The following is a 26000-nucleotide window of genomic DNA, read 5'->3' as shown; positions in this document are numbered from 1 at the left end:
GCGAACGACATGATCGAAAGAAAACCGGACTCTGCTGAAAAATTTATCGCGCGGCTGCGCGCGCTCGGCGAGGCGGCTTATCACGACAAGCATCCGTTTCACGTGCTGATGCATCAGGGGAAGCTCACGCGGCGGCAACTGCAGGCGTGGATCGAAAATCGTTTCTACTATCAATGGACGATTCCCAAAAAGGACGCGCTGATCCTGGCCAAGTCGGACGACCCGGAATTTCGCCGCGCGTGGATCACACGGATCATCGACCACGACGGGATCGGCGACAGCGAGGGCGGTATCCGCAAGTGGTACAGGCTGTCGGAGGCCGCCGGTCTCGATCCTGCCGACGTCGCGAGCCTGCGCTACGTGCTGCCTGGAGTGCGGTTCGCGGTGGACGCCTACCTGCATCTGTGCGCGACGCGTCCGCTCACCGAAGCGGTTGCGTCGTCGCTGACGGAATTGTTCGCGCCGACGCTGATGGCCGATCGTATCGTGGTGCTTGAGAAGCTATATCCGTGGCTCGACAGCCGCGGCCTGGAATATTTTCGCGGCCGGCTCGTGCAGGCGCCGCGCGACTCCGAGTTCGGGCTCCAATATGTCGTCGCGCATTGCACGACGCGCGAGTCGCAGGATCGGGCCGCCGACGCGCTCACGCTCAAGTGCTACATACTGTGGAGTCTGCTTGACGCGATTCACTACGCGTACGTTTCGCCGGGATGTTTGCCGCCGCTATGGGACGATTCGCGAAAACTGTGATGAGCACCGACGACCCATGGCGGCCGCGGCTGGCCGCGCGCGCGCGGCTTAAGTTCGACCCGGTTGCGAAGCAGGAATTGATTTTGTTTCCTGAAGCAGCGCTCGCCCTCAACGAAACCGGCGCCGCGATCGTCAGGCTGTGCGAGGGCGCGCGCTCGATAGACCAAATAGTGGATTTGTTGTCGAAGAATTATGCCAACGCCGATCGCGACGCCCTCATGCGCGAGGTGATGGACTTCCTCGATACGATTCGCGTGCGCGGGTTGCTCCAATGAACGCACCGCCGCGCCCTTACACGCTCGTCGCCGAGCTCACCTATCGATGCCCGCTGCGCTGCGTGTACTGTTCCAACCCGGTCGAGTTCCACCGCTCGCGCACCGAGCTTTCGACCGGGGAGTGGCGACGGGTTTTTTCCGAAGCAGCGGGACTCGGTGTCGTGCAGTTGCATCTGTCGGGCGGCGAGCCCGTCCTTCGCGACGACCTGGTCGAGCTGATTCAGCACGCGCGCGGCTGCGATCTTTATACCAACCTGATAACTGGCGGCACGTTGCTCGACGAGGATCGGCTGCGGCGCTTTCGCGAGGCCGGTCTCGACCATGTTCAACTCAGTATCCAGGGTGCGGCGCGCGAAAGCGCCGAGATGGTCGCCGGCGTTCGATCGCATCGGAAAAAACTCGAGGTCGCGCTTCTCATCCGCGAAATTGGCTTTCCGCTCACCCTCAACGTCGTCATCCATCGGCTGAATATTGGCGAGATCCCCGAGCTGATCGCGCTCGCGCTCGAGCTCGGAGCGGATCGCCTCGAGCTGGCGAACACCCAGTTCTATGCGTGGGCGGCTGAAAATGGGCGGGCGTTGATGCCGACGCGCGCGCAGTACGATCGGGCCGAGCAAATCGCGCTTGAGGCGATCGCGAAGTATCGCGGCACGCTCGAAATCGCATTCGTGCAGAACGACTATCTCTCGGGCGAGCCCAAGCCCTGCATGGGCGGATGGGGCCGCAGCTATATGTGCATCAATCCGACCGGCCAGGTGATGCCGTGCCACGCTGCGTCGGTGATCCCGGGCCTGCACTTCGATTCCGTGCGCGACGGCGCGCTCGGAGAAATCTGGCGCGACTCGCCCGCGATGAACGCGTTTCGCGGCGACGGCTGGATGATAGAACCGTGCCGCAGTTGCGCGAGAAAGGAAATCGATTTCGGAGGATGCCGATGCCAGGCTTTCATGCTGGCCGGAAACGCCGCCGAAGCCGATCCGATCTGCCGCCTCTCACCGCATCACGCGATCGTCGAGTCGATGCGCGAGGATTTAGGTTCCGACGATCCGCTGATCTATCGCGATGCAAAGACCAGCCGCCGGCTGGCGCGTGGGCCTGCTCTCGTCTCGTAAGAAACATCATGCTCGATGCGAGCCACGTGATCGCGCAACAGCTGGACGCCGGCGAGTCGCTGCTCTGGTCGGGACAACCGCGCAAGGGCATCGTGTTCCGCGGCCCCGACATCTTCATGATCCCGTTCAGCCTCATGTGGGGCGGCTTCGCGATCTTCTTTGCGGTCAGCGTTCTCTTTCACGTACGCGACGGCGGAGGCGGCCCCGGGTTTGTCGGCCTCCTCTTTGCAATTCCTTTCGCGCTGATCGGTCTCTACATGATGTTTGGACGCTTCATCGTCGAAGCAATCCAGCGCGATCACACTTGTTACGGTGTGACCGATCACAGAGTGATCATTGTGACCGGGCTAGTCGACCCGCAGCCCGCGCCGGACGTCGCGCTGGTGACGGCTCTGGTGGCCGCTCTCAGTCCTCGCAAGGTGAAGAGCCTGGATTTGCGCACGATGAGCGACATCTCGATGACCGAGCGCTCGGGCGGCAGAGGAACGATTACGTTTGGCCCGCAGAATCCATACCAGCATTTTGCCGGAACGGGGTGGCCGGGGATGGGCTTTGCCACGCCCAGTTTCGATATGGTCGAGCAAGTCAAATCGGTGTACGCGCTGATTCGCGACGCGCAACAAAAACGTTGGCGCCAGTGATACGGGGCAACTACACGATTCCCGATTTGCCCGTCAGATCCTGCGGACGGGCCGACGCTTTACACTGTCGGTAACGGCTGTCTCTGAAGACCGCGACCGGATCGATTGCGCCGCCGTTTCGTTTGCGCGCCATTTTGATTGCCGACTCGACGTCCATCCGCACCGCGCTTTGCAGCGTCCGATTCGCCATCAGCGCGTCGTTCGACTCCTGTGCCGAATTCAACGCGTCGCGATCGACCAGCAGTGCCTGCGCATACGCGCGCTGCAGCGCGACCGCGCTTTCGAGCAGACTCTCTACCGGGTCGGTCACGTTGTGACTCTGGTCGAGCATGTATGCAGGCGCAAAGCCGGGCGCGCCGCGCAACTCGGCGTCCACCAGCTCGTTGAAAACCAGAAAAATCTGGAACGGGTTGATCGAACCGGTGTCCAGATCGTCGTCACCATACTTGGAATCGTTAAAATGGAAGCCGCCCAGGCGCTGAAACTGAATCAGGCGCGAAACGATCTGCTCGATATTCGTCGTCGGCGCATGATGCCCCAAATCGACGAGGCACTGGACGTTCGGGCCGAGTTGCGTCGCGCAAATGAAACTCGTCCCCCAATCCGCGATCACTGTCGAGTACAGCGCCGGCTCGTACAGCTTGTGCTCGATGAACGCGCGCCATCCGTCGGGTATCGCCGCAACGATCACGCGCATGCTCTCCAGGTACCGCTCCAGGGCTTTCGTCATGTTGAGCTGCCCGGGAAAATTCGAGCCGTCGCCGATCCATACAGTGAGCGCCCGCGAGCCGAGCTGCTGGCCGATCTCGATGCACTCGAGATTGTGCGCGATCGCCTGCTCGCGCACCGCCTTGTCGCTGTGCGTCAGGCTGCCGAACTTGTAAGAGAGCCGGCCGGGCAGGTCTTCGAAAGTATTTGAATTGACGGCGTCGAAAACGATTCCATAGGAGCGCGCAAACTCGCGCAGCTCGCGAAAATCGTCGACGCGATCCCACGGGAAATGCGGCGACACCGTCGGCGTCGCCCGTCCGAGCTGCTGGATCACCGCGCAGTCTTCAAGCTTCTCGAAGACGTTGCGCGGCTCGCCGGCCACTGGAAAGCGGGCGAACCGCGTGCCGCCCGATCCGACGCCCCAGCTCGGAATCGCCACCGCGAATCGCTGGATGCGCGCAGTGATCGCTTCGAGGTCAACTCCGCGCCGCGCCAGCACGGCGCCAAGGTGTTCGTAGTCGGCTGCGAGATCCTGCTCGAGGCGCGCGTTGTGTTTTGCGATCAGCTCGGGTTCGATTGGCATGCGTGGCGTCATAGAAACCTCGCGAGAACTCACCGCGTGAATGCTGCGGCGTTGCCGGCGTCGACGTTGAGAATGTTGCCGGTGGACTTCGCCGATCGATCGGACGCAAAAAAATGCACGGCTTCGGCGACGTCCTCGGGCGTGACGTTTTGTTTCAGCAGGCTCCGCTCCCGATAAAATTTCTCCAGTTCAGACGGATCGATTTCATATGCGCGCGCGCGTTCTGCCCGCCAACTGCTCGACCATATGCGCGAGCCTTGCAGCACGGCGTCAGGATTTACGGCGTTCACCCGAATTCCGTCGGGAGCCAGCTCGAGCGCCATGCATCGCGCCAGGTGAAGCTCAGCCGCCTTGGCGGTGCTGTATGCGGCAGCGCCCGCCGATGCTACCAGTCCATTCTTGCTCGCGACAAACACGATCGATCCGCCGATGCCCTGCGCTTTCATCACCCGCGCTGCCTCGCGTCCGATCAGGAAGTAGCCGGTCCCGAGCACGTCCATATTGCGGCGCCACGTTTCGAGCGTGGTTTGATCGAACGGCGCCGCCGACGCGATTCCCGCGTTCGATACCACGACGTCCACGCCGCCGTATTCCTGCGCCGCGAACGCAAACGCCCGCGCTACGCTGGCTTCGTCGGTAACGTCGCATCGGGTGATTCGCGTCCGATCGTTGCCGAACTTCAGCGCAAAATCGGCGCCGGCTCGCTCCAGCGCGGCTTCATCATTGTCCAACAGGACGACGCATGCGTCGTCGGCCAACAGTCGCTGTGCGATCGCGCCGCCAATTCCGCCTGCGCCGCCGGTTACGATCGCAACGCGTCCTGCGAGCGGTTTCGGCGCAGGTTGTCGCCGCAGCTTGGCTTCCTCGAGCGCCCAATACTCAATGTCGAATGCCTCCTGCTCGGGCAGGCCGAGATACTCATCGACCTCGGAGGCGCCGCGCATGACGCCGATCGCGTTGCAGTAGAACTCACTCGCGATTCGTGCCGTAGCCTTATCCTTTGCGAACGTGAACATCCCGACCGAGGGCATCAGGATCACGACCGGGTTCGCGTCGCGCATCGGTGGTGAGTCGGGTCTGCGGCATCGTTCGTAGTAGGCCTGGTAATCGCTTCGGTAGCGAGCGATCGTTTCGGCAGCGGTCGCTTTTGCGACGGCCGGATCGGCAGGCAGCACGAGCGGTCGAATCTTGGTGCGGAGAAAATGATCGGGACATGATGTACCGAGATTGGCCAGCTCTTCAAACCGCTGGCTGGCAACGAATTCGAGCACCTGCGGGTTGTCGGCAAAGTGACCGACCTTGCGTTGCGCGACCGATAGACGACCGCGCAAAGCGGGCATCAATTGTGAAGCGATGGCGCTCCGATTCTCCGCGGGCCGCGCCGCGCCGCGCTCGCCGCCAAACGCCGGCGTCGTTCCGATGCGCTCGGACAACCACGCCTCAGCGCGGCGAATCGTAGCGATCGTGTTCTGATAGCAGGCCTTCGAAGTATCGCCCCACGTGATGAGCCCGTGGCCCGCAAGCACGACGCCCCGAATTTTCGGACTCGCCCGCACCGCGTCGCGCAATCGCAAGCCAAGGTCGAAGCCCGGTCGTTGCCACGGCAGCCATCCGAGGTCGCCGCCGAATGCGTCGCGCGTAAGAGCTCCGCTGCGGCGTGCAGCCGCAATTGCGATGACGGAGTCGGGATGGACGTGGTCGACGTGCGCGAACGGCAGGAATGCGTGCAGGGGAGTGTCAACGCTGGCGGACCGCGCGCTGCCGGCGAACGCGCAATAGTCAAAGTAGGGGACTAGTTCATCTTCGTGTTCGCGTCCGCGGAAGCGGCTCTCCAGCGCGACGATTTTGTCTTGATATAATTTCGCGAAGCCGGACAAATCCATCGAGCCCAAATCGTCGCCGGATCCTTTCACCCACAAAATCGTAACGCGCGCGCCGTTCAGCGGATCGACGTCCGCGATTTTTGCCGAAGTGTTGCCGCCGCCGAAGTTGGTCACCCCAAGATCGGCGCCCAACAAATGGGAGCGGTACAAAAGCAGTGCAGGCTCTGACAGCGCCTTTGCCGCGGCGTCGTTCCATCGATCGCTTATCACGCCGGGATCGTAACACGACGGCGCGGTAATTCAATTGAGCGAAGCCGGCCGATTGAGTAGAGGTGCTCAGGTGGATACGTCGCGCCCCGCAGCCGTCGCCGTCTTCGACGTCGGCAAAAGCAACGTGCGGCTGTCGGTGGTCAACGATGCCGGCGTCGCGATGACTACCCTCGAACGTCAGAACCGCGTCGATAGTTCGCCGCCATATCCGCACTTCGACGCGGACGAGTTGTATGAATGGCTGATCGGCGGACTGGCGACGCTCGCGCGTGACTTCGACGTTCATTCAATCGTGCCCGTCACTCACGGTGCGTGCGCGGCGCTGGCCGACGACGATGGATTGGCGCTGCCGATCATGGACTACGAATTTCGCGGAGTGAACGGCGTCGATTCCGACTACGATGCGATCGCCCGCGACTTTGCGCGCACCGCATCGCCAAAACTTCCGGCGGGTCTGAATCTTGGTCGGCAGCTATTCTGGCAGCAGCAGCAATTTCTGCGGGAATTCAGCCGCGCGACAATTACTCCGTATCCGCAATACTGGGCCGCGCGCATGTGTGGTGTCCGCGCGTGGGAGCCAACCTCGTTAGGTTGCCACACCGATCTTTGGGAACCGCAACGCGGTGACTTCTCGTCGTTCGCGAAGACGATGGGGTGGGACTCGCGATTTGGCCGTCGTGTCAGCGCATGGACTCCGCTCGGTGCTCCCTTGCCGGAGGTCGCCGAGCGCACTGGTCTTTCCAATGAGTGCAAAGTCCTTGCTGGAATCCATGATAGCAACGCGTCGTATCTTGCCCATCGCGCGACTCGTGACGATCCTTTCTGCGTGGTTTCCACTGGCACCTGGATCGTAATGATGGCGCACGGCAGTCCGCTTGAGATTCTGCGCGAGGAACTGGACATGCTCGCGAATGTCGATGCGTTCGGCAGTCCTGTCCCTACCGCGCGTTTCATGGGCGGGCGCGAGTACGCCGCGATTTGCGGTGACGACGCGGGCGTGATGCAACCGTCAGTCAGTGACCTGGAAACCATTCTCGCATCAGACGCATTGGCGATTCCTTCGTTTGCGGATCAGGGTGGGCCGTTTCGCGCGCAAGTTGGTCGCATCGTCGGCGACGCTCCCGACGCACCACGCAATCGAGCGACCCTCGCGGCGATGTATTGTGCACTGATGACGGACTATTGCCTGACGATGCTCGAGGCACGCGGCGATATCATCCTCGAGGGTCGCCTCGCATCCAACGACGCGTTCGTGGCCGCCCTCGCGGCGCTTCGCGAACCACAGCCGGTGTTTCGTTCTCCCGATGAAACCGGAACGCTCCGCGGCGCGGTGTCGCTATCGTTACTGGCGCGCGGAAAGCGTCCGGAGCCCGCCCGGCTTGATCGCTGTCCGCTAGCTTCAATCGCCAGATTGAGATCGGCTCGACTCAGATGGCAGAGGCTCCTTTTAACGACTCGGCGCGAGGAGTCGCGACCCTAGCTCCACGCCGCGGGATCGCTGCCGAGCGGCGCGGGCGGCAGATCCCATCGCAGCGGCGATTCCGACATGCGGGCGATTGGCCCGAGGCGCGAGAGCGGTCCCCACGCGGTATCCATCTCGATGATCCATGGAGCGATTGACGCGGCGTCAAATCCACCGGGCTTCGCGTCCGGCGCCGTGCGCGGCAACGACATGATCCACATCGCTGTTCGCGCGAGCGATACGCGAACGTGCCAACTGCCGCCCTCGGTTGTGCGGCGCGCGAGCGCACGCATCACGCCGAGCGCGCCGAGATAGCCGGTCGTGTAGTCGTTGATCGCGGCAGGCACCAGCGCGGGATGCTCATCGCCGGCATGCTCGAGCGCCATGCCGGTAACAGTTTGCGCGAGTTGTTCCCACCCGGGTCGTTCCGCAAAAGGACCTTCATGTCCGTAGCAGTCTATCGACACGACGATGATGCCCGGCCGCGTCTGCGCCAATTCCTCCGGAGCGAAACCGCGCCGCGCGAGAGCACCGGGCCGGTATCCTTGCGAGAACACGTGCGCCTCGCGCACCAGTGCGCGCAATTGCCTCGCGTCCTCCTTGCGATCGAGGTCGAGGAAGCAGGAACGCTTGCCCGGATTGGTGTCGATGACAAAAGGCTCGATCGACGGCAGTTTGGGACTTCGCACGTGCAGCACTTCAGCGCCATGCTCGGCCAAAGTTCGCGCGCAGGTCGGTCCCGCGAGCACCCGCGTGAGATCGAGTACTCGCACGCCTGAAAGCGGCCGAGCATCGCGCTCATCGGCGCGCGGTCCGGGAATCGGCTCGCGGTCTGCGTCGCCGAGGCGAAGTATCTCAACCACCGGAACTCGCGCGAGCGCGATCCCCTGCGGATGAACCCGCCATTCGTCGGCGCTGCGAAGTTTCGCACCGCACACGCCGCGCGCCGCGAGCGCATCTTCAAGTGCTTGCGCGTCCCACGCCGCGACGGCATTCGCGATCGCGCCCGCGTTGTCGTCGCAGTTCAAAAGCGCGAGGGTGCCTTCGCGCGAACTAAATCCGCCGTGCAGATGAATCCATCGTCCGTCGCGCGCCCGGTACAGCGCAGTCGTAGCCTGCCCGCGCCGATCCAACGAAGCCCCTTGATATCTCAGGTATGCGAACGATACGAGCGACGCTGCTGCGGCGCGCACCTCCACCTCGATCCGCTGCGGACGGCCGCCGCGCGCGCACCACAGGTCTGCGGCCGCAGTTGCATTCGCTGCCAGCACGGCGGCGGCAGCCTCGCCCGCGCGAAATCGGGTGGCGATTACGGGATCGCTTCCTGTAATTTTCAGCGCGTGTTCATGTGAATTGGCCGCGCGTCCAAGCGAAGCAAGCAGATTGTTTGTCCACCGCATCGCCTCGCTCGCTGAAGAAGTTGCCACGCGTCGAAATTAGCACCCGCCCGAACGGATCGGGAAACGTCCTTTCTGTCTCCTCGCCCTGTTAGGGCGAGGATGAAGGTGAGGGTCCGATTACAGCGCGCTCTTTTCGCGCGCGATTCAAGATTCTGCTTCCGCTCTGATTCTGTCCGCCGAGTTACGCAAAGGTTTCCCGGTCGCGAAGTTTGCCGAACACCGTGACACCGTGCTTGAATCCGGTCCGAGGACTCTCTTATGAATTCGGAAATCGAATTGCGCGATCATGTGTTCGCCGGCCCGCTGCGGCGCTCCGTCAACAACGCCAGCAAAGTCGCCGGCAGCATCCATGATGACGCGACCGCCACCAAGCTCGGGTTTCGCGGCGGCACCGTCGCCGGCTCGATTCACCTCGAACTGTTCCCGCCAATCCTCTTGAAAGCGTTCGGCCAGCGATGGTTCGAGCGCGGAACGATCTCGATGTACTTCCTCAACGCGACTACCGACCGTGAAGCGGTGCGCGCGTTCGCCAAAGAGCCGCCCGCCGGCGCTACTGACGCGCAGGTCGATATCTGGATCGAGCGCGACGACGGCATGCGCGTGGCCGAAGGCACCGCGTCGATCGGAAGTCCCGAGGAACCAACCGCGTTGCTCCGCCGTCCGCTCGATCGCTTCGACCCCGGCGACTTGCGAATTCTCGGCGGGCTCAAGGTCGGCGACCAGTTCGAAGAATGCGATGCGTTTCTGTCGAAAGGTGCGATGGCCGATCGAATGAAGGTCATCACCGAACCGCTGGAATGGTACACGAAGCCTTCGCCGTGGGGCGCTTCGATCGCGACTCCAGCCACGATGGTCCAGCTACTCTATTCGCAATCGATCGCGACGCTGCGCAGCAAGCTCGGGCGGGCAGTCGGATTGTTCGGCGCGATCGAATTGCGCAATATCAACGGACCCGTGATGGTCGAACATCCGTATCGCGTTAGCGGGAGCATCGTCGCCCTCGGCCAGAGTCCCAAGACCGAGTACATGTGGTTCGAGACCGCACTGAACGAAGCCGACGGTAAGCGCGTCGCCGAGATGAGAATGCTGCTGCGCTTCATGAAGGCATCGTCGCCCAAGTACAAGGACGCGACTGCAAACTGATTCGCGAAAACCTCCCAAAAAGAACCTGAGAGCAAAATGGCGTCCTCGCCATTTTGCGATTAGTACTGGGTGCAGGGGTCACCCCTGCCCAAGGAGGTGCGGAACCCATGGCGGGTTCCGCATTAAATCAAGCGATTCACCATCCTTACCGCGCTGCTCGCCGCTCGTGCATGTCCATGTGAGTGATCTCCTTGCCGTCGATCATGAACATCACGACTTCGGCGATATTGGTTGCGTGTTCGGAAATTTCATTCAGGTCCCTCGACAGGAACGCCAGCCTGACGTCGTGCGCCACTCGCTCGGGATCCTTTGCCAGCGCGGCGGTGAGCTTCGCAAACGCCTCGCCGTAGAGCGCATCAAACTCCTTGTCCTTCTCAAACACTCGGCGCGCGAGCGAACCGTCCCCTCGAGCAAAGGCCATCAAGCTGTCGCGGACCATCGCGAGCGCGAGCGTTCCCATTTGCGAGACTTCAGCATGCGAGATTACCGGCTCGCGCGCGTCGCGATCGTGAACCGCCTCACAGATGTTGACCACTCGGTCTCCGATTCGCTCCAGCTCGGTCGTAATCTTCATCGTCGCAGTTATCAGCCGCAGGTCTCCGGCCACCGGCTGATGCAGCGCCAGGAACTGCAGACAGATCTCTTCGAGATCGATGTCCATTCGATTCACGTTGCTGTCCTGCTCGATAATCATCCGGGTGGCGCGAACGTCGTGCTCGCTCAGGCAGGCGAGAACTCCCTCGATCTGCGCGACGACCAGCTCTCCCATTTGACCGAGCTTCGTTCGCAGATCGGAAAGTTCGAGATCGAATTTTTTGTGTTCATGTACCATGGCTGAACTCCGGATTACGCGATCGATCCGTCACGCGGCCTTCGCTAGAGCGCTCGGTTGCGGCTCAACGTTCATCGAGGGCTGATTGCTGCTCCGATCCGATCGCGGCAGCAGGCGCGCCGAATTGAGGATAAAGACCAACTCGGAAGTCACGTGAATGAACGCGGCAAGTGGAGGACTCAGCAGGCCGATGGACGCCAGCGCCATGCCGACCATATCGACTCCGATCGTGCCGGCGAAATTCCACCAGATGATCCGGCGCGTCCACCGCGCAATCGCCAGCGTCTCGGTAAACTTCAGCAAATCGTTGCCGAGCAGCACGACGTCTGCGCTCTCTCGCGCGACGTCCGTGCCTGATCCCATCGCAACGCCAACGTTCGCTTCGGCCAGCGCGGGAGCGTCGTTGATGCCGTCGCCCACCATCGCCACGATGCGACCGCCCGCCACGAGGCTCTTGATCTGCGCGAGTTTCATCTCGGGCAGCAACTCAGCCTGGACCTCGTTGATTCCGAGCGCGTGCGCAACCTTCAGGGCCACCGCCTCGGTATCTCCGGTCAACAGCACACTGCGGATGCCCATGCCCTTGAGTGCCTCGATAGCTCGCCTCGCCTCCGGCCGCACGACGTCGGCAATTAGGATCGCTCCCAGCAGTTGTCCGTTGCGCGCTACGAGAACTTCCGAAGAGGGATCGGCGCCGCTGGCGAAATCACTCGGCACTTCTATTGCCTGATCGGTCAAGAGCCGCCGATTGCCTACCAGGATCGTTACTCCGTCAACCACCGCCGTGATGCCGCGGCCGGGCATATAGTCAAAACGCTCGGGCTCGCGAACGGAAAGGTTCGTCGCCGATGCAACCTCGCGGATCGCTCTGCCCAGCGGATGCTCGGATCGCATTTCTGCCGACGCCGCCGCTTCCAGCACCTCGATTTCCGACACACCATACGCCGGAACGATGGTCTGCACTTCGGTCCGCCCAAAGGTGAGTGTGCCGGTCTTGTCGAGCACGACAGTATTCACCTTTCCCAAAGTCTCCAGGTAAAGCCCGCCTTTGATGATCGCGCCAAGCCGCGCCGAACGACCGATGCCGCCCAGGATTGCCAGCGGCGTGCCGGCGGCAATGCCGCAAGCGCCCGCAACAATCACTACTGAAATCGTTGAGCGCGCGTCGCGCGTGATGATGAACGTGATTGCCGCGGCCGCGAGTGCAAAATAGACCAGGTACCCGGCCAGTCGATCCGCCAACTGCTGCACCGGTGCGCGCGAACGCTCGGCGTGCTCTACAGCCTCGATGATCCTGCCGTAGCTGGTGTCGCGCCCGATCCGTTCGACCCGAATCTCGAGCGCCCCCGATTGATTGATTGTTCCCGCGTACACAACCGATCCGGGCAGCTTCTCGACCGGCATCGATTCGCCCGTAATCCGCGCCTGATCGACAAATGAGTGGCCGCTGACCACCACGCCGTCGATCGGCAACAAACCGCCGGGGTTGACCAGCACGGAATCGCCAACTCGCAGCTCGTCGGTCGAAGCCTCGCGGATGCCGCTGGCGTCGCGGATCGTGACCAAATGAGGAAGGAAACCCATCAAGTCGCGGATTGCCCGCCGGCCGCGTGAAACAGTCATGCCCTCCAGCACTTCGGCCACCAGCACGAACAACACGATGATGAGCGCAGTGGAGTATTGCGAGATACAAGCTGCCGCGATGATCGCGATGCTCATGGACAACTCCATGGTCATCCGTCGCGCCGCTGCGTTCTCTGCCGCTTCCTTGAAGATCGGCCAACCGCCCACCAGCACGCCGATCGCTCCGATCACACTGATACCCGAAATTGGTTCCCACAGGTGGAACCAGACGGCGGCCGCGGCAAGTGCCACGAAAATGATCCGCATCGCCTCGACCGGGCTTAAGATTTGGTCGTGCTCGCGCTCCATTGAACCGACTCCCTTCTACTTCAGGTATGCCTGAACGATCTCGATCAACTCTTCCGCGCCCCTGGCCCGCGAGCCGCGTTCGTGATCCGGATCAACAACGTGCATGCGGATGTGATCCTCGATGATCTCCGCCATGAGGCTGTTCATTGCACCGCGCGCCGTGACGACGAGGTGAAGGACTTCGGTGCAGCCCTTTTCCTCCTCGACCGCGCGCTCGAGTGCTTCCACCTGCCCGAGAACCCGCCGCACTCGGTTCAGCAGCTTGGTCTTCTCTTTAATGGTATGCCCCATATCTCAAGCACCTCTGCAAACCAGGAAAATACTGAAAATATACCCTAGGGTGTATAGTAATAACCTGTTCTGTCGTGAATGTCCAGCAGAGTAAGGATGTAAATCACTCAGATCGCTGACACCATACAGGGTATGGTGTTGCTAAAATGGAAGGAAAATTCGCACGGGTTAATTTTGAGACCGATTGCGCCGGCCCGTACCGACCGCGGAGATCAGGCGAGCGGCGGTTTGAAGGCGCTGATGGGCGGTGGCTCGCCAGCGTATTTCTCGACCTGGACAAGCGTGGTCTGCGCGCTCGGGCCTTGCGCCAGGCGCGACGTTCCCTTGTCGAGCGTCAGCACGTTGGGGTTGCCGTGCTTGTCGAGACTGCCAATCACGCCCGGTTCGAGCGGGTCGTACCACGCGCCGGTTGAGATTTGAATCACGCCGGGGCGAATGTCATCGGTCAGCATCGCGCCGGCCAGTATCGCGCCGCGCTGATTGAAAACACGGACGACATCGCCGTCGCGAATTCCCCGCGCGCCCGCATCACCGCGGTTCATTCGGATCGGTTCGCGCCCCGCGACTTTACTCTGCTGGCTGACGCGCCCCATGTCCATCTGGCCGTGCAAACGAGTGCTCGGCTGCGTGGTCAGGAGATGCAGCGGGTATTCACGCGCGGCAGCGCTGCCCAGCCATTCCGCGGGCTCGAGCCAGGAGGGATGTCCGGGACAGTCCGCATAGTTATAGCTCGCGATCTTCTCCGAAAAGATTTCGATTCGTCCCGACGGAGTCGGCAGTGGATTGCTGTCGGGATCCATCCTGAACTCTTCGAAGATCACGTGCGCCGTCGGCGCTTCGGGAATTTCGAGGTAGCCGCGCTTCCAGAACTCGTCGAAGGCAGGCCACTCCGCCACGTGGCGATTCGCGCGTTCGCGCGCAGCCTCGTAGATATGCCGCAGCCATTGAATAGTAGTGCGGCCTTCTGCGAACGACTCGCGAGTGCCGAAGCGGTCCGCGAGATCGCCGAAGATAGCAAAGTCGTCGCGCGCTTCGCCGACCGGCGCGACTGCCTGCTTCATCGCGATGATGAAACGATCGCGTGCGCTCGCGCCGATATCGTCGCGCTCGAGCGTCGTGGTCGTCGGCAGCACTATGTCGGCATGACGCGCAGTCGCGGTCCACCACGGATCGTGCACGACGATCGTCGCAGGCCGTCGCCACGCGCGAATCAGGCGGTTGAGATCCTGATGATGGTGAAACGGGTTGCCGCCGCACCAATACACGAGCTCGATGTCGGGATAGACGAGGTCTTGCCCGTTGTACTGGAACGGCTGTTGCGGGTTGAGAAGAAGGTCGGCGATCCTCGCCACCGGGATGAAGCTGCGAATCGGATTGTGGCCGAGCGGCAGAGTCGGGATCGGCATGTCCGGCAGCAGGCTCGCGAGACCCTCCATGCTGCCGTAGCCGAAGCCGAAACCTCCTCCCGGCAGACCGACCTGGCCGAGCACCGCGGCGAGCGCGATCGCCGCCCATATCGGCTGCTCGCCATGATCGCCGCGCTGCAAAGACCAGTTGACGTTGATAAAAGTTCGCGACGCGGCCATCTTGCGCGCCAGTTCGCGAATCCTGTCGGCAGATATTTCAGTCAAACCCGCCGCCCAGCCGGCAGACTTCGCGACGCCGTCTTCGGCACCAAGCAGATAGTCGCGGAAGCGATTGAATCCGGCGCAGTAGCGCGCGAGGAAGTCGGCGTCGTGCAGCCCTTCGACAATCAGCGTATGCGCCAGCGCGAGCATCAGCGCGGTATCGCTATGCGGGCGCGGCGCGATCCACTCGGCGTCGAGGAAGCTCGCGGCGTCATCGCGCATCGGACTGATGTTGCAGAACTGGACGCCTGCGGCCCTGACCTGCTCGAGCCAGCCGCGCGTCGTATGCTCGCCCATCCCGCCCGGCGTGACCTGGGTGTTGCGCGTCGGCATTCCACCGAACATCACGACCAGATCCGCATGATCGGCGATGCTCTTCCAGCTGGTGCCGGGACCGTTCATCGCGCGCATGCTGCCGAGCACGTTCTTCACCAGCACTGCGCCCGCTGCGTTGCTGTAGGTGTCGCGCGCGCCGGTGAATCCGCCGACGCCGCCGAGGAAGCGCTGCAGCTGCGTCCGCGCATGATGAAAGCGCCCGGCGCTGCCCCATCCGTAAGAGCCGGCGTAGATTGCCTGGTTGCCACGCTCGCGAATCACGCGCTTGATTTCATCGGCGATCAAATCAAGCGCGCGCTCCCAGCTGACGGGCACGTAACGATCTGCGCCGCGACGATCGCGAGCACCGCCGGGCCCGTTCTCGAGCCAGCCTGCGCGCACTGCGGGCTGCGCGACGCGGCTGGCATGATGCAACGCGTCGGGAATCGACTGCAGCAAGGGCGAAGGAACCGGATCTCTCGCGAAGGGCCGCGCTTCGGTCACGCGTCCATCGACGACGACCGGCTCAAAAGCGCCCCAATGCGAACCGTTTAGAGTTGGCGCCGCGTCAGGAATTTGTTCTGGCTTCACGCTCACGCAGCAGGCGCCTCGTCTAAGCAATGCCTTCGAACAGCGCGGTACTCAAGTATCGTTCGCCGGAATCGGGCAGCACGACGACGATGGTCTTGCCTTTGTTCTCCGGACGCTTTGCGATGCGCGCGGCGACCGCCGCGGCGGCTCCACACGAAATGCCCGACAGGATTCCTTCCTCGCGCGTCAACCGACGCGCGTACTCGATCGCCTCTTCGTTAGTGACCTGCTCGACTACATCGATGAGCGAGAGGTCGAGGTTTCCAGGGATGAACCCTGCGCCGATGCCCTGAATTTTGTGCGCTCCCGGCTTGAGCGGCTGTCCGCTGCGTTGCTGCGTGATGACCGGACTGGCACTCGGCTCGACGGCGACCGTGACGATCGCTTTGCCCTTGGTTTTTTTAATGTAGCGCGAAACGCCCGTGAGAGTACCGCCGGTGCCGACGCCCGACACGAAAATATCGATCGCCCCTTCGGTGTCGTTCCAGATTTCCGGCCCGGTTGTCGCTTCGTGAATGGCGGGATTGGCGGGATTGCTGAACTGCTGCAGCAGGACGTAGCGATCGGGCGCCGACGACACGATCTCCTCGGCTTTCGCAATCGCTCCGGTCATGCCGCGCGCGCCCTCCGTTAACACGAGCTTTGCGCCATAGGCCAGCAACAGCTTGCGGCGCTCGAGGCTCATCGTATCCGGCATCGTCAGCGTCAACGGAATCTTGCGCGCCGCCGCGACGAAAGCGAGCGCGATGCCGGTGTTGCCGCTGGTCGGCTCGACCAGCTCTTTGCCGGGACCGAGCAGGCCGCGCTTCTCGGCGTCCCAGACCATCGCGGCGCCGATTCGGTCCTTGACGGAATACGCGGGGCTGCGTCCTTCGATCTTGCCGAGAACTGTAGCCGGAGCGCCGTCGGTGACGCGGTTGAGCCGCACCAGCGGCGTGTGTCCGATCGAACGCGAATTGTCTTCGTACCAATGTGGCATGGGTGGGCCTCCCCGCTGCTTGAAGTCGTCGAATTATATTACCTGTTAAACCCGAAAAATAACGATTGAAGCCAACTGCCTCGGAGTACTAGAGATACGCTGAGGCCTTTGGCGATGGCAAATTCCAGGCGCGGTCTCGCGCTCACGGTTCTGGCGATCCTGTTCGCGATTCTGGCGTTGTCCGACATTCTGAAGCCGTTGCATCTGGAGGGTCCGACCACGGGCCTGGTCTTTTTTGGCAGACGGCTGAGCGGCACGCCGAACGCGATTCTTGGCCCGATCCTGGGAATTTTTCTGCTGGCTTATGCCGCCGGCATTTGGCGGATGCGCCGCTACGCGATGTTCTTCGGCTACGCATATGCGATCTACGTCACGATCAACTTGGTGCTTTTCTCGGCGCGCAATCCGCCGCCAGCCTCACGAGGCGACATGATTTTCGGCATTGTGTATATCGTTGGTGCGCTCGCGTTCAGTTGGGGCACGGCGGTACTGCTCAGCCGGCACAAAGCCGATCTCGCGTAGATTGTTACCGCGCTTGCGCGCGTTTGATCAGACGCGACATGGCGCGCAAGCTCTCGAAATTTTCCGGGACGACGTCCTCGTCCAGAATTTCGATGTCGAACACGTGGAAAGCTTGGTGGGTCACTAGCGATCGCATCGATCCTATCGACGTGGTCGGAGCTTACGTGTACGACGCGTAAGTCTCGCGAGAGCGCCCATCGCGATAACTACTACCCCCAGCAACCCAAACGCCGCCCACCATTGAAGAAAAATCCCCAGGAACAGGACCAGCGCCGTCAATAGAAGAGCCGCGCCTATCAGTCGCGCGCATATCCAGATGAAGGCCGCGTAGGCATCCGAGACGGCGGAGTCGAGAAATGCCATCACGTTGTCTTCGAACTCGTGCAACTCGGCTGTGACTATTCCTTCTACCAAGCGCGCGAGAAGCTGGGGCCAGTCGGCGTCCGAACGCTTCCCTTTGGCAGGGGTCGGCGAGGGATCGACGGTATCCGGCGGTTCCTTCGAGCGATCTTTCGATGGCATGGCTGAACGACCTCCCGGCCTCAACTCACTCCGTCAGAATACTTCTGGAACGTAGCCTCATTGAGACATCGTTGATAGCAGTCGCTGGATCGGTTCCTGGTCGACAGCTATAAAGCCCCGGTTAGGCTGGTTCAGATCCAATGTAACAAATATGGCGAAGCTGATGAGTACGATGAAACTGACGGTTCCCGCGATATCGGCTTCATCCGCCGCTCCTTGTTCTCTGCCAACCAGCAATGCCGAGATTACTGCCGATAGGAGGAGCAACAGCACGATGGTGGTCGGCAGCCGATCGCGGATTGCGGCGAGGCGTTCGGCATGGCTGCTGGTCGCAGCGTTGAGAGTGTTGGTCAACGGGACCGCGATAGGTGTGCCATCCGCAAGCGCCGCGGAGACCAGCTCAACCATCTGGTTGTGCATTTGTTGAAATTGGCCAAGTGCGTGTTCGAAAGCATGAGCATCGTAGGCGCGTGTGGAGAGATCGACTCTCAGGGCCGCATAGTCGCGGATCACGCTCCGCAATTTGCTCCGCTCGGGTTCCTTCAGGAGACTGGCGCAAGTGTAAAAGTCACCTATAGCGTTGCTGTCGGTTACCACCATGATGCGTCGCTGGTCGTGCTTGCCAAGCGCGGTTGAAAACGTAAACGCAAGGAGCAAACCAAGGAGCGCTAGGCTGGCATCATCGAATTTGGATACAGCAGGCTTACCGTTCAATTCTGCGCGTAAGCGGCGCCCTCGCCGACGCCCCGCGAGCCAGCCCAAGGTCATCGCGAGTGCGACCGTCGACGCTATCGCCCAGGCATCAACGTCATCAAAAATATGAGCCATGATTTGGGGATCAATCTTCGGTAAAGCCGCGATGCGGCATCACGCAACGAGTTGAACGAAAGAGAGCAGTCGCTCCGGTTTTTTCCATAACCGCAGACCATATATATGTACCTGTCTTTCGCCAATCTCGGCCATCGTGCCTAAAGCCCACTGTCGGGCTTGCAATCCTACCCGTTCAGCAGGCGGGTGATCAGAAAGATCGCGAGCATCCCCATGCAGGTCGCGATGCCAACCAGCGGTGAGTCGTGCTCGCGCGCTTCCGGCAGCAGGTCCGAGGCGCCGATGTACAGAAAGGAGCCCGCAAAGAACGCGAGCAGGAACGGCAGCACGCCCCTCAAGTCGAACATCAGCGTCGAAGCTGCGCCCAGAACGGGCGTGAGCATGTCGATTATCAGCCAGAAAACGGCGCGTCGCGGCGAGTTTCCATGCGCAAGAACTACGGTCACCGTGTTCAGCCCATCGCTGAAATCGTGCGCGATTATACCGAACGCAATCAAGAGTCCCATCGCCGCGCTCATCTGAAAGCCGACCCCGATCGCGACCCCGTCCAGAAAACTGTGAAAGGCCAAGCCGGCCGCGGACATCGCTCCAAGCTCCGGCTCATGCGCCCCCACCGAGTGAGTGTGTTCGCGCGCGCGATGCATCGCGGTGTAGCGTTCGAGGCCGAAGAACGCCAGGAACCCCAGCGCGGTGATCGGCATATACGAAGCGCCGTGGTCGAATGCGAAAACTTCCGGCAGTATGTCGAACAGGGCGACCGCTAACACCGCGCCCGAACTGAAACCGAGCAGCAAATGAAGCCGGTCGCGCAGGCGGATGGCGGCCGTCCCGCCTAACCCGGTCGAGACGAGCGTGACCAGGGCAAGCAGTATCGGCGCGAATCGCATAGTTGGAATTTGCTCAGAGTTTAGTGTCGATGGTCAAATTCAAACTTGCTGCGGGAACCAGACGAGAGCGTTCCGGGTTGCTAGTATGATGAGCATGGAATTACGAACGAAGTGGATACTGGCGATCTTGCTTGCCCTGGGAATGTCGTTCGGCCTGAATCCGATCGACGTATCGGCCCAATCTCCTGGCGGCGATAGCGCTACCGCGGTTTTTTCGGGCGGATGTTTCTGGGGCGTCGATGCTGTCTTCAAGCACGTGAAGGGCGTGACCAAGGTTGTTTCGGGGTATGCGGGCGGCGCGGCTAACACTGCGCAGTACGAAACCGTCAGCACGGGAAGGACGGGACATGCCGAGTCAGTGCAGGTGACATACGATCCGTCGAAGGTCTCGTACGACGATTTGCTGAAGGTGTTTTTTTTCGTCGCGCACGATCCGACTGAGCTGAATCGGCAGGGCCCTGATTCAGGGACTCAGTATCGGTCCTCGATCTTTTATGAGAACGACGCGCAGAAGAAGATGGCCGATGACTACATCGCGCAACTCGAGCAGAAGCATGCATTCTCAGGGCCAATCGTCACCAAGGTGGTTCCGTTTACCGGCTTCTATCCGGCGGAAGACTACCATCAGAACTACCTCGAGCTGCATCCGGATCAGCCTTATATCGTCTTCAACGACTTGCCGAAGCTGGAGCAGTTTCAGAAAAGCTTGCCAGGGCTGTACCAGCAACAGCCCGCGCAACAGGCCGCGAACTAGATCAGGCGGCCGCCGCGCGGCGAATCTCGACCTTGCGCATCTCTTCGGCGCGCGAGCGGGCCTGGTCCGCCGCGCGTACTGCTGAGTCCGACGCTTGGTACAGCTCGAGGTCGGCGTCGAACTCGTCATCCGCGACCGGGCTTAGCGCTACATCCATATAGTGCTTCGATGCCGGATCGTTCTCGATCCTTTTTCGCAGCCGTTCCAGCCGCAAGAAGAAAAACAGCGCAGGCAAGTATGTCATCGACATCTCGCGTGCGCGCCGCATGAAGAACATCAGTGCGTTTTCGCGCGGGTACCCGGGACGGCGCTGCGTGCGCGGCTTGCGGCGAATGATCCCGCCTTGCAGCGGATGCACGTGCTCGAAAGCATGACTTCCGTAGAAATAGAAAATCATCGAGGTCATCCGCCGCGCGCGCATTCCGCTGGCGACCGCCCGCTTGATCAGCGTCTCGATGTGCGACGGCGAATAGTACAGGTGCCACGCACGCTGGTAGATGTCCTGCCATTCGGCGGCGCTCATCCGCGGATGATCCGCGGTCGCATGTTCGGCGTCATACTGGTTGGTGTCCGTTTCCATCCGCTCGCCGCGCAGATACATGTCCTGGTGATCCTTGGAGCCGGGCAGCGGCGTCAGCATGAAGAACTCCATGATGTCGATCGGGAGTTCGCGCTGGATGATCGCAATGTCGCGCTCGATGCTTGCGGGCGTGTCGGACGGGAAGCCCAGGATGTAGCCGGCGTAGGTCAGCACTTTGGCGCGCTTCCACGCCTGCAGCATCTTGCGGTACTCGGTGATGCGATTCTGACCCTTGGACGCGCCCTTAAGACTGTCGGGATTGATGTTCTCAAGCCCGATGAAAACTTTCTTGCACCCTGCGCGCACCGACTTCTCGACGAAGTTCGGAATTTTGTGGCACATGGTGTCCACTTGCATGATGATGTTTATCTTCAGCCGGTCGCGGCGCTTGAGTTGTATGATGCGGTCGAGGATCGGCTCCCAATTCTTGTTGCGCGCGAAATTATCGTCTGTGATGAAGAAGCTCTTCACCCCCTGCGCCGCGTGCGCGCGAATCAACTGCTCGATGTCGTCGGCGCTGCGATGACGTGACTTGCGTCCCTGCACATTTATGATCGTGCAAAAGCTGCAACTGAACGGGCATCCGCGTCCCGCGTCGAAGCAGCCGAGCGAGCCGGCGTAGCGCTTCACGTATTTCATCGGCAGGAACGGGAGCGGCTCGCCGTCCATCGCCGGCAAATCGGCCATGTAGTTGTAAACCGGCGTCAATCGATTCTCGAACGCGGCGAGCAGCAACTCGTCAAGCCGATGCTCGGCTTCGCCCGCGAACAGCGTAATTCCGAGCGCGAGCGCGTCCTTCATCTCGGGCGGCATCTCGGGCAGCATCGCGAGGCATCCGCTGACGTGGAATCCTCCGATCGCGACCCGGATCCCGGCGGCGCGCAGCTCGCGAGCGATATCGACCGCCCGTGCGAACTGGTTGGTTTGCACTCCGACCAGCAGCACGACGCCGCGGTTCGAATTGCGTTTGAACCTGCGAACTATATCACCCACCGGCACTTTGGCGTTGGTCTCGTCGTGAGCCTCGATATCGAGATCGACGCTCTCGCCGAGGATGTGCCGCGACTGCGCGTCGAGCGCGAGGCCGTAGAGGTTCGACAGAGAACTCGACGGGACGAAGCCGCGCCACCATTGAATCAGGTAGCCGTCGTCGTCGTAGTGCGAGGGTTTGACGAGCTCGACGAGAAATTTTGTGCGGTGCGGTTCCTTCAATACGCTTTCCAGACAGGATACGGTTTAATCTATTCGCTATCGAAGGCGTTCGCTACCGCTTTGATCGCAGACTGTTGATATATGTTCGGCGCGAACTGGAAATCTTCGAACTTTTGCGCGACTGAGTCGATTTGATAGTCATTGTAGGTATTGCGCTGACACGGGTAAGCGTGCACACCTATCTATAGGACGCGAATCTTAACGAACGTTTAGAGAAGGCGCGGGCTGCATACTGCAAGCGCGCCAAAGGAGCAACCCTTGGACCTTGAAAAATTAGTCGCAGACTTGGCTAAAGAACGAGACAGGCTCGGCCGGGCCATCACTGCCCTGCTGGGATCGGCTGGCGCGGCTTTGTCAGGCGGCGGTAAGAAGAAGCGAGTCGGCAGGCCCAAGGGAACCACGATGAAAAAGCGCAAGCGCGGCGGCCTGACGCCAGCAGGCAGAAGGCGCCTGTCAATTGCGATGAAGAAGCGTTGGGCGGAGCGCAGGAAGAACAGTTCATAACGACTGCTCTAGTCGCGCGGGCAGAAGAGATAGCTGCGCGCGCGGCTTATAGTATGCAAATCGGCGGGAGACGATACGTTATGCGGCTCGCTCTTCTGATAGTTGCAATCGTCGCGCTTGGAGGATGCACGGGCGTTGAGCAGGATGTGTCCCACCTCCAGCAGCAGCAGGATGCCATCAGTGCGGCGAACAAAAAGATTAGGGTCGTCCACGGCGCGAACGTCAAGGGCAATCCGCAGTACACCGCGCTCGGACGCGCCCAGGGTTATTGCTTCAACCTCCCGAACTCGACAGGCGGCCAGGTAATCCACGGCGACGGACTCAGAGCCGCCGCGTATCGCAAGTATGGCGACCAGGTCGATGCGATCGTGAATACCAGCGTATGGTTCGTCGCCGATGACGACTACGGCGCCTACGAGCCCTATGACGAAGGCGGGTACTTCGAATGCGCCGGCACCGCAGTCCACTTCACCACTCAAACGACTCCCGCCGCATCGCCCGCGCCTCCGCCGGCGAGTTGACGTGTAACTTGCTCACTCAAACCAGGTAGTCAAGGAGAGACCAGGATGGCTTTACTTGTACCGGTGTTGGGAATCGAAGAAGTAAGGGCGCATCGTGGCTGGTTTCTGTTTATGGGAGTGGCGCTCATTATCGTTGGCACCATTGCGATAGGTAGCGCCGAAATCATGACGATGGTCTCAGTGATGTTCCTGGGGTGGCTGCTGATCTTGGGCGGGCTGTTCGAAGTAGTTCACGGATTCGCGCGCCGCGCGTGGGGCGGCTTCTTTGTCAATCTCATGGGCGGCCTTTTATACGCGGTAACTGGACTCCTGATGGTTTCGCATCCCGGGGTGGCCGCAGTGACGCTCACCTTCTTGATCGCGATGCTGCTTATCGTCGCCGGCACCTTCAGAATCTTCGTAGCCTTTTCGACTCCAATACATCATCGCGGATGGCTGATCCTGAACGGCGCAATCTCGCTGGTCCTCGGATTCTCGATCATGAGCTCGTGGCCGGTTTCCGGACTGTGGGTCATCGGACTGTTCATCGGCATCGATATGATTTTCGACGGATGGACAGAAGTGATGCTTGCGTTGAGCAGTGGAAGTGGCGCCGGCCCCGCTCCCGCTCAAACCGCGACTGCATGATAGTGCCACGACCCGTCTATGAGGTCGGCGCCAGTTTGTCGCGCTGAAAAGCTTCCAGCGCCGCTCGGACACGTTTGGTTTCCTCGATCATCGAATCGGTCGCAATTTGTAGATCGCCAGTTGGTTCGCGCCTCGCGCGGTCTTCGAGGATCCGAGACAACTCAACCAGGTTGGCGGCGCCAAAATGACCGCAGCTGCCCATTATTGCATGTGCCGTCGCCGCAACGCCGGCGCGGTCATCTTGGCTCATTTGCAATCCGATTTTGTTCACACGTTCGCTCAGGTCGGCGAGAAAGACCTTGATGATTTCGGCGATAAATTGGTCGCCCATATCATCGTTGTCGGCGAGCTGAGTGATCGCGCTCATGTCGATCGGTGGAACGCTCGCGGCTTCGGTGCTCACGTGATGATCCAAGTTGCATGCCCGCAATAACCGACCGATCTGCGAATGCGACCGAACCCCGCCAATAATTTGCTGCGACGGTCAGGCGCATGCCTTATGAACCAGGAACGCCGATGAGGTTCTGACCTTTGAACCTCGCGAGGCGGCAGGATCGCACCGCCGTGTCATTTGTTTGCCGCTTTGCATTGGTGCGATGCGCTGTCGTCTACCTCGACGCAAATCGTGCAACCTGTTCCTGCCACTTGTCGCCGAATACCAGGATCATCACCTGATGATTGACGTCCGCGTCATGACTCAGACTGCGGATCGAGCCGCCGCCCGTGGCCGCGAGCACCTTGTACGCGGCCTGAGCCTGCTTGGCGAACGGCGGAAGCGGCCCGATGTCTTTTGGCGTCGGCTCGATGCGATGAACCTTGATGAAGAGTTCGCGCTCGTAGCGCTCATGCTCCTCTTGCTGGACATCGACGGCGCTGAGCGTGCCGTTGTTGCGCCGGAAGTCGCGGATGAGCGCGAGCAGCGGTGCGAAATCTTCCTGCTCGGGGGGAGAGTCGCCGATCAGCACAATCACCTTGCGCGCGTATGGCTTCCAATCCATCCGGGTGACGGCGGCCTGCACCGCGCCGAGCGTGTTCTCCTGCCATTCGCCGCCGCCCTTGGCCTGGATCGATCCGAGAAACGACTGCAGCTTCGCAGTCGAGAGCGTCAACGGCTGCATGTCCACCGGTTCGCCCTTGCCGCCGAACACGACGACCCCGACCCGCGCGATCGGTACGAGCTGGCGAACTCGTACCGCGAGCTGCGTCATCCGCGCCTTCACGTCCGCCATCACGAAGTCCATCGACTTGGTGCCGTCGATCACCAGCACTACGTCGAGACCTTTGTGACGCAGCTCGGTAATGAACCACGGAAACGTCCCGCCACCGTCGCCGCCCGAACCAGGGCGGAGATTCATGTAGTTGCCGAGTTGGCGCCCGATATCGAGTCCGGTGTCCGAGGGCGTAGCACCGACTTCGCTTGAGTTCGCGCCGAGCACCTTGTTGACGTCGACGACGGGCGGCAAATCGTCCGGTTGTTTGGTGTTGAACTCGGGAATCGGCACGTCGGGAATCTCGAGCGGCTCGACGGCCTCGAGGGGATGAAGCGACCCGGGTTCAATCATGAGGATTAGCTGCTCGCGCGCGCGGCTCTCATGCACGGCGATGATGAGCGTGAGAATGATCGCGAGATGAATCGCGATCGAAAACGAAAATGGGCCGCCGGCAAAATGCGCCGCGCTGCGAAAGCCCGGCGGCATCGATGCTGAAATGGGAACGCCGCGGATCCGGTTCCATAAGAAGGCTACGACCAGTATCGAGCAAGACACGGCGAGGCAGACAACCAGGAACGCAATCATCGCATCCTCCTTCGCGCCAGGCTCGCCCCGAGCATTGGCGTCTCCTGAAACTGAGATCGGAGGAGGTACGATTTTCTTGCGATCTATTTGCTCTTCCCCTCTCCCTGAAAGGGAGAGGATCGAAGGTGAGGGTCCTTATTCAGCGCGCATCTTTCGCGCGCGCTTCAAGATTCTGTTCTGCCCCTCCGCGATTGTTCACCTTCCCTCGAGGGAAGGGGTTAGGGGTTAGGTTCCTGGATCATCGTTAGCGCTGCGAAGGGAAGATCTAAGGACCGGAACCCGAGCCGCTGCTACCGCTCAACCCACGCCCGAACGACGCGACCTGCGACTGCCATTGATCGCCGAAGGCGAGGATCAGCACCTGCTGATTGATGTGCGCGTCCTTGGTCAGCGACTTCATCGAGCCGCCACCCGCCGACGCCAGCACTTTGTACGCCGCCTGTGTCTGCCGGTAGAACTCCGGCAGCGGCGAGATCTTCGGCGGCTCCTCGCGATGCACCTTCAGCCAG

Annotated in this window: 26 protein-coding genes; 11 read left to right on the top strand and 15 right to left on the bottom strand. The window is 61.2% G+C overall.

Features of this window, described 5'->3' with window-relative positions; genetic code table 11:
* The first annotated feature begins 9 nt into the window (after positions 1-9).
* Genes pqqC through VIW95_RS14520 form a run of 4 tightly spaced genes read left to right on the top strand, consistent with a single transcriptional unit; the run spans position 10 to position 2778 of the window.
* Positions 10-750, top strand: coding sequence for a pyrroloquinoline-quinone synthase PqqC (gene pqqC, locus VIW95_RS14535; protein WP_331587777.1), 741 nt, complete (start codon positions 10-12; stop codon positions 748-750).
* Complete coding sequence (gene pqqD, locus VIW95_RS14530) at positions 750-1025, top strand: pyrroloquinoline quinone biosynthesis peptide chaperone PqqD (RefSeq protein ID WP_331587775.1); 276 nt, start codon at positions 750-752, stop codon at positions 1023-1025. Before pqqC ends, pqqD begins: the two co-directional genes overlap by 1 nt.
* A complete protein-coding gene (pqqE, locus tag VIW95_RS14525; protein WP_331587773.1) occupies positions 1022-2137 on the top strand; it encodes a pyrroloquinoline quinone biosynthesis protein PqqE in 1116 nt (371 codons plus the stop codon). Before pqqD ends, pqqE begins: the two co-directional genes overlap by 4 nt.
* An 8-nt stretch (positions 2138-2145) precedes the next feature.
* The gene (locus tag VIW95_RS14520) at positions 2146-2778 is read left to right on the top strand and encodes a hypothetical protein (protein ID WP_331587771.1); all 633 of its coding nucleotides are present in this window, start codon (positions 2146-2148) and stop codon (positions 2776-2778) included.
* Positions 2779-2788: 10 nt separating this feature from the next.
* Here VIW95_RS14520 and rhaI read toward each other — a convergent pair whose 3' ends face one another.
* Both rhaI and VIW95_RS14510 read right to left on the bottom strand, forming a co-directional pair.
* Positions 2789-4084 (bottom strand): L-rhamnose catabolism isomerase, encoded by a 1296-nt coding sequence (gene rhaI / locus VIW95_RS14515; protein WP_331587769.1) that lies wholly within the window; start codon positions 4082-4084, stop codon positions 2789-2791.
* A gap of 17 nt (positions 4085-4101) precedes the next feature.
* Positions 4102-6165, bottom strand: coding sequence for a bifunctional rhamnulose-1-phosphate aldolase/short-chain dehydrogenase (locus VIW95_RS14510; RefSeq protein WP_331587767.1), 2064 nt, complete (start codon positions 6163-6165; stop codon positions 4102-4104).
* Positions 6166-6235: 70 nt separating this feature from the next.
* Between VIW95_RS14510 and VIW95_RS14505 the strand changes: the two genes are divergently transcribed.
* On the top strand, positions 6236-7645 hold the full coding sequence (locus VIW95_RS14505; RefSeq protein WP_331587765.1) for a hypothetical protein: 1410 nt from the start codon (positions 6236-6238) through the stop codon (positions 7643-7645).
* Here the strand turns inward: VIW95_RS14505 and VIW95_RS14500 are convergent.
* The gene (locus VIW95_RS14500) at positions 7642-9027 is read right to left on the bottom strand and encodes a CoA transferase (protein ID WP_331587763.1); all 1386 of its coding nucleotides are present in this window, start codon (positions 9025-9027) and stop codon (positions 7642-7644) included. The two genes, VIW95_RS14505 and VIW95_RS14500, sit on opposite strands and share 4 nt — an antisense overlap.
* 258 nt (positions 9028-9285) lie before the next feature.
* On the opposite strand from VIW95_RS14500, the gene VIW95_RS14495 reads away from it, so the two are divergent.
* Positions 9286-10170, top strand: coding sequence for a hypothetical protein (locus VIW95_RS14495; RefSeq protein WP_331587761.1), 885 nt, complete (start codon positions 9286-9288; stop codon positions 10168-10170).
* Positions 10171-10315: 145 nt separating this feature from the next.
* On the opposite strand, the gene phoU is transcribed toward VIW95_RS14495, so the two are convergent.
* From phoU to cysK, 5 genes are all read right to left on the bottom strand, one after another.
* Positions 10316-11002, bottom strand: a complete 687-nt coding sequence (phoU, locus tag VIW95_RS14490; protein WP_331587759.1) for a phosphate signaling complex protein PhoU — start codon at positions 11000-11002, stop codon at positions 10316-10318.
* 30 nt (positions 11003-11032) lie between these two features.
* On the bottom strand, positions 11033-12934 hold the full coding sequence (locus VIW95_RS14485; protein WP_331587757.1) for a cation-translocating P-type ATPase: 1902 nt from the start codon (positions 12932-12934) through the stop codon (positions 11033-11035).
* 15 nt (positions 12935-12949) lie between these two features.
* Positions 12950-13225: a metal/formaldehyde-sensitive transcriptional repressor gene (locus VIW95_RS14480; protein WP_331587756.1), complete on the bottom strand. Its 276-nt coding sequence runs from the start codon at positions 13223-13225 to the stop codon at positions 12950-12952.
* A gap of 212 nt (positions 13226-13437) precedes the next feature.
* Positions 13438-15765 (bottom strand): molybdopterin guanine dinucleotide-containing S/N-oxide reductase, encoded by a 2328-nt coding sequence (locus VIW95_RS14475; protein ID WP_331587754.1) that lies wholly within the window; start codon positions 15763-15765, stop codon positions 13438-13440.
* A gap of 16 nt (positions 15766-15781) precedes the next feature.
* Positions 15782-16738 (bottom strand): cysteine synthase A, encoded by a 957-nt coding sequence (gene cysK, locus VIW95_RS14470; protein WP_331587752.1) that lies wholly within the window; start codon positions 16736-16738, stop codon positions 15782-15784.
* 114 nt (positions 16739-16852) lie between these two features.
* Between cysK and VIW95_RS14465 the strand changes: the two genes are divergently transcribed.
* Complete coding sequence (locus VIW95_RS14465) at positions 16853-17260, top strand: hypothetical protein (protein ID WP_331587750.1); 408 nt, start codon at positions 16853-16855, stop codon at positions 17258-17260.
* 141 nt (positions 17261-17401) lie between these two features.
* Here VIW95_RS14465 and VIW95_RS14460 read toward each other — a convergent pair whose 3' ends face one another.
* The 3 genes from VIW95_RS14460 to VIW95_RS14450 all read right to left on the bottom strand — a co-directional run bounded on the left by VIW95_RS14460 (position 17402) and on the right by VIW95_RS14450 (position 19497).
* Complete coding sequence (locus tag VIW95_RS14460; protein ID WP_331587748.1) at positions 17402-17782, bottom strand: hypothetical protein; 381 nt, start codon at positions 17780-17782, stop codon at positions 17402-17404.
* 57 nt (positions 17783-17839) lie between these two features.
* Complete coding sequence (locus VIW95_RS14455) at positions 17840-18610, bottom strand: hypothetical protein (RefSeq protein ID WP_331587746.1); 771 nt, start codon at positions 18608-18610, stop codon at positions 17840-17842.
* 167 nt (positions 18611-18777) lie between these two features.
* A complete protein-coding gene (locus VIW95_RS14450; RefSeq protein ID WP_331587744.1) occupies positions 18778-19497 on the bottom strand; it encodes a ZIP family metal transporter in 720 nt (239 codons plus the stop codon).
* An 88-nt stretch (positions 19498-19585) separates the two neighbouring features.
* On the opposite strand from VIW95_RS14450, the gene msrA reads away from it, so the two are divergent.
* Positions 19586-20251, top strand: a complete 666-nt coding sequence (gene msrA, locus VIW95_RS14445) for a peptide-methionine (S)-S-oxide reductase MsrA (protein ID WP_414645299.1) — start codon at positions 19586-19588, stop codon at positions 20249-20251.
* A gap of 1 nt (position 20252) precedes the next feature.
* Here the strand turns inward: msrA and VIW95_RS14440 are convergent, their stop codons facing one another.
* Positions 20253-22043: a radical SAM protein gene (locus VIW95_RS14440; RefSeq protein ID WP_331587740.1), complete on the bottom strand. Its 1791-nt coding sequence runs from the start codon at positions 22041-22043 to the stop codon at positions 20253-20255.
* A gap of 258 nt (positions 22044-22301) precedes the next feature.
* On the opposite strand from VIW95_RS14440, the gene VIW95_RS14435 reads away from it, so the two are divergent.
* The 3 genes from VIW95_RS14435 (at position 22302) to VIW95_RS14425 (ending at position 23695) form a co-directional block, all read left to right on the top strand.
* Positions 22302-22547, top strand: coding sequence for a hypothetical protein (locus VIW95_RS14435; RefSeq protein WP_331587738.1), 246 nt, complete (start codon positions 22302-22304; stop codon positions 22545-22547).
* 80 nt (positions 22548-22627) lie between these two features.
* A complete protein-coding gene (locus tag VIW95_RS14430; protein WP_331587736.1) occupies positions 22628-23068 on the top strand; it encodes a hypothetical protein in 441 nt (146 codons plus the stop codon).
* 45 nt (positions 23069-23113) lie between these two features.
* Positions 23114-23695, top strand: coding sequence for an HdeD family acid-resistance protein (locus VIW95_RS14425; protein WP_331587734.1), 582 nt, complete (start codon positions 23114-23116; stop codon positions 23693-23695).
* Positions 23696-23711: 16 nt separating this feature from the next.
* Here the strand turns inward: VIW95_RS14425 and VIW95_RS14420 are convergent, their stop codons facing one another.
* The 3 genes from VIW95_RS14420 to VIW95_RS14410 form a co-directional block, all read right to left on the bottom strand.
* On the bottom strand, positions 23712-24098 hold the full coding sequence (locus tag VIW95_RS14420; protein WP_331587732.1) for an Hpt domain-containing protein: 387 nt from the start codon (positions 24096-24098) through the stop codon (positions 23712-23714).
* Between the two features lie 205 nt (positions 24099-24303).
* The gene (locus VIW95_RS14415) at positions 24304-25491 is read right to left on the bottom strand and encodes a vWA domain-containing protein (protein WP_331587731.1); all 1188 of its coding nucleotides are present in this window, start codon (positions 25489-25491) and stop codon (positions 24304-24306) included.
* A 265-nt stretch (positions 25492-25756) separates the two neighbouring features.
* Positions 25757-26000: hypothetical protein (locus tag VIW95_RS14410; RefSeq protein ID WP_331587729.1), on the bottom strand; the 244-nt coding region annotated here is incomplete at its 5' end.

The sequence above is a fragment of the Binatus sp. (SeqCode) genome (assembly GCF_036522015.1).
Lineage (GTDB): Bacteria > Desulfobacterota > Binatia > Binatales > Binataceae > Binatus.
Note: the sequence above shows the minus strand (reverse complement) of the source record. Positions and strands in the feature narration are given on the sequence as shown.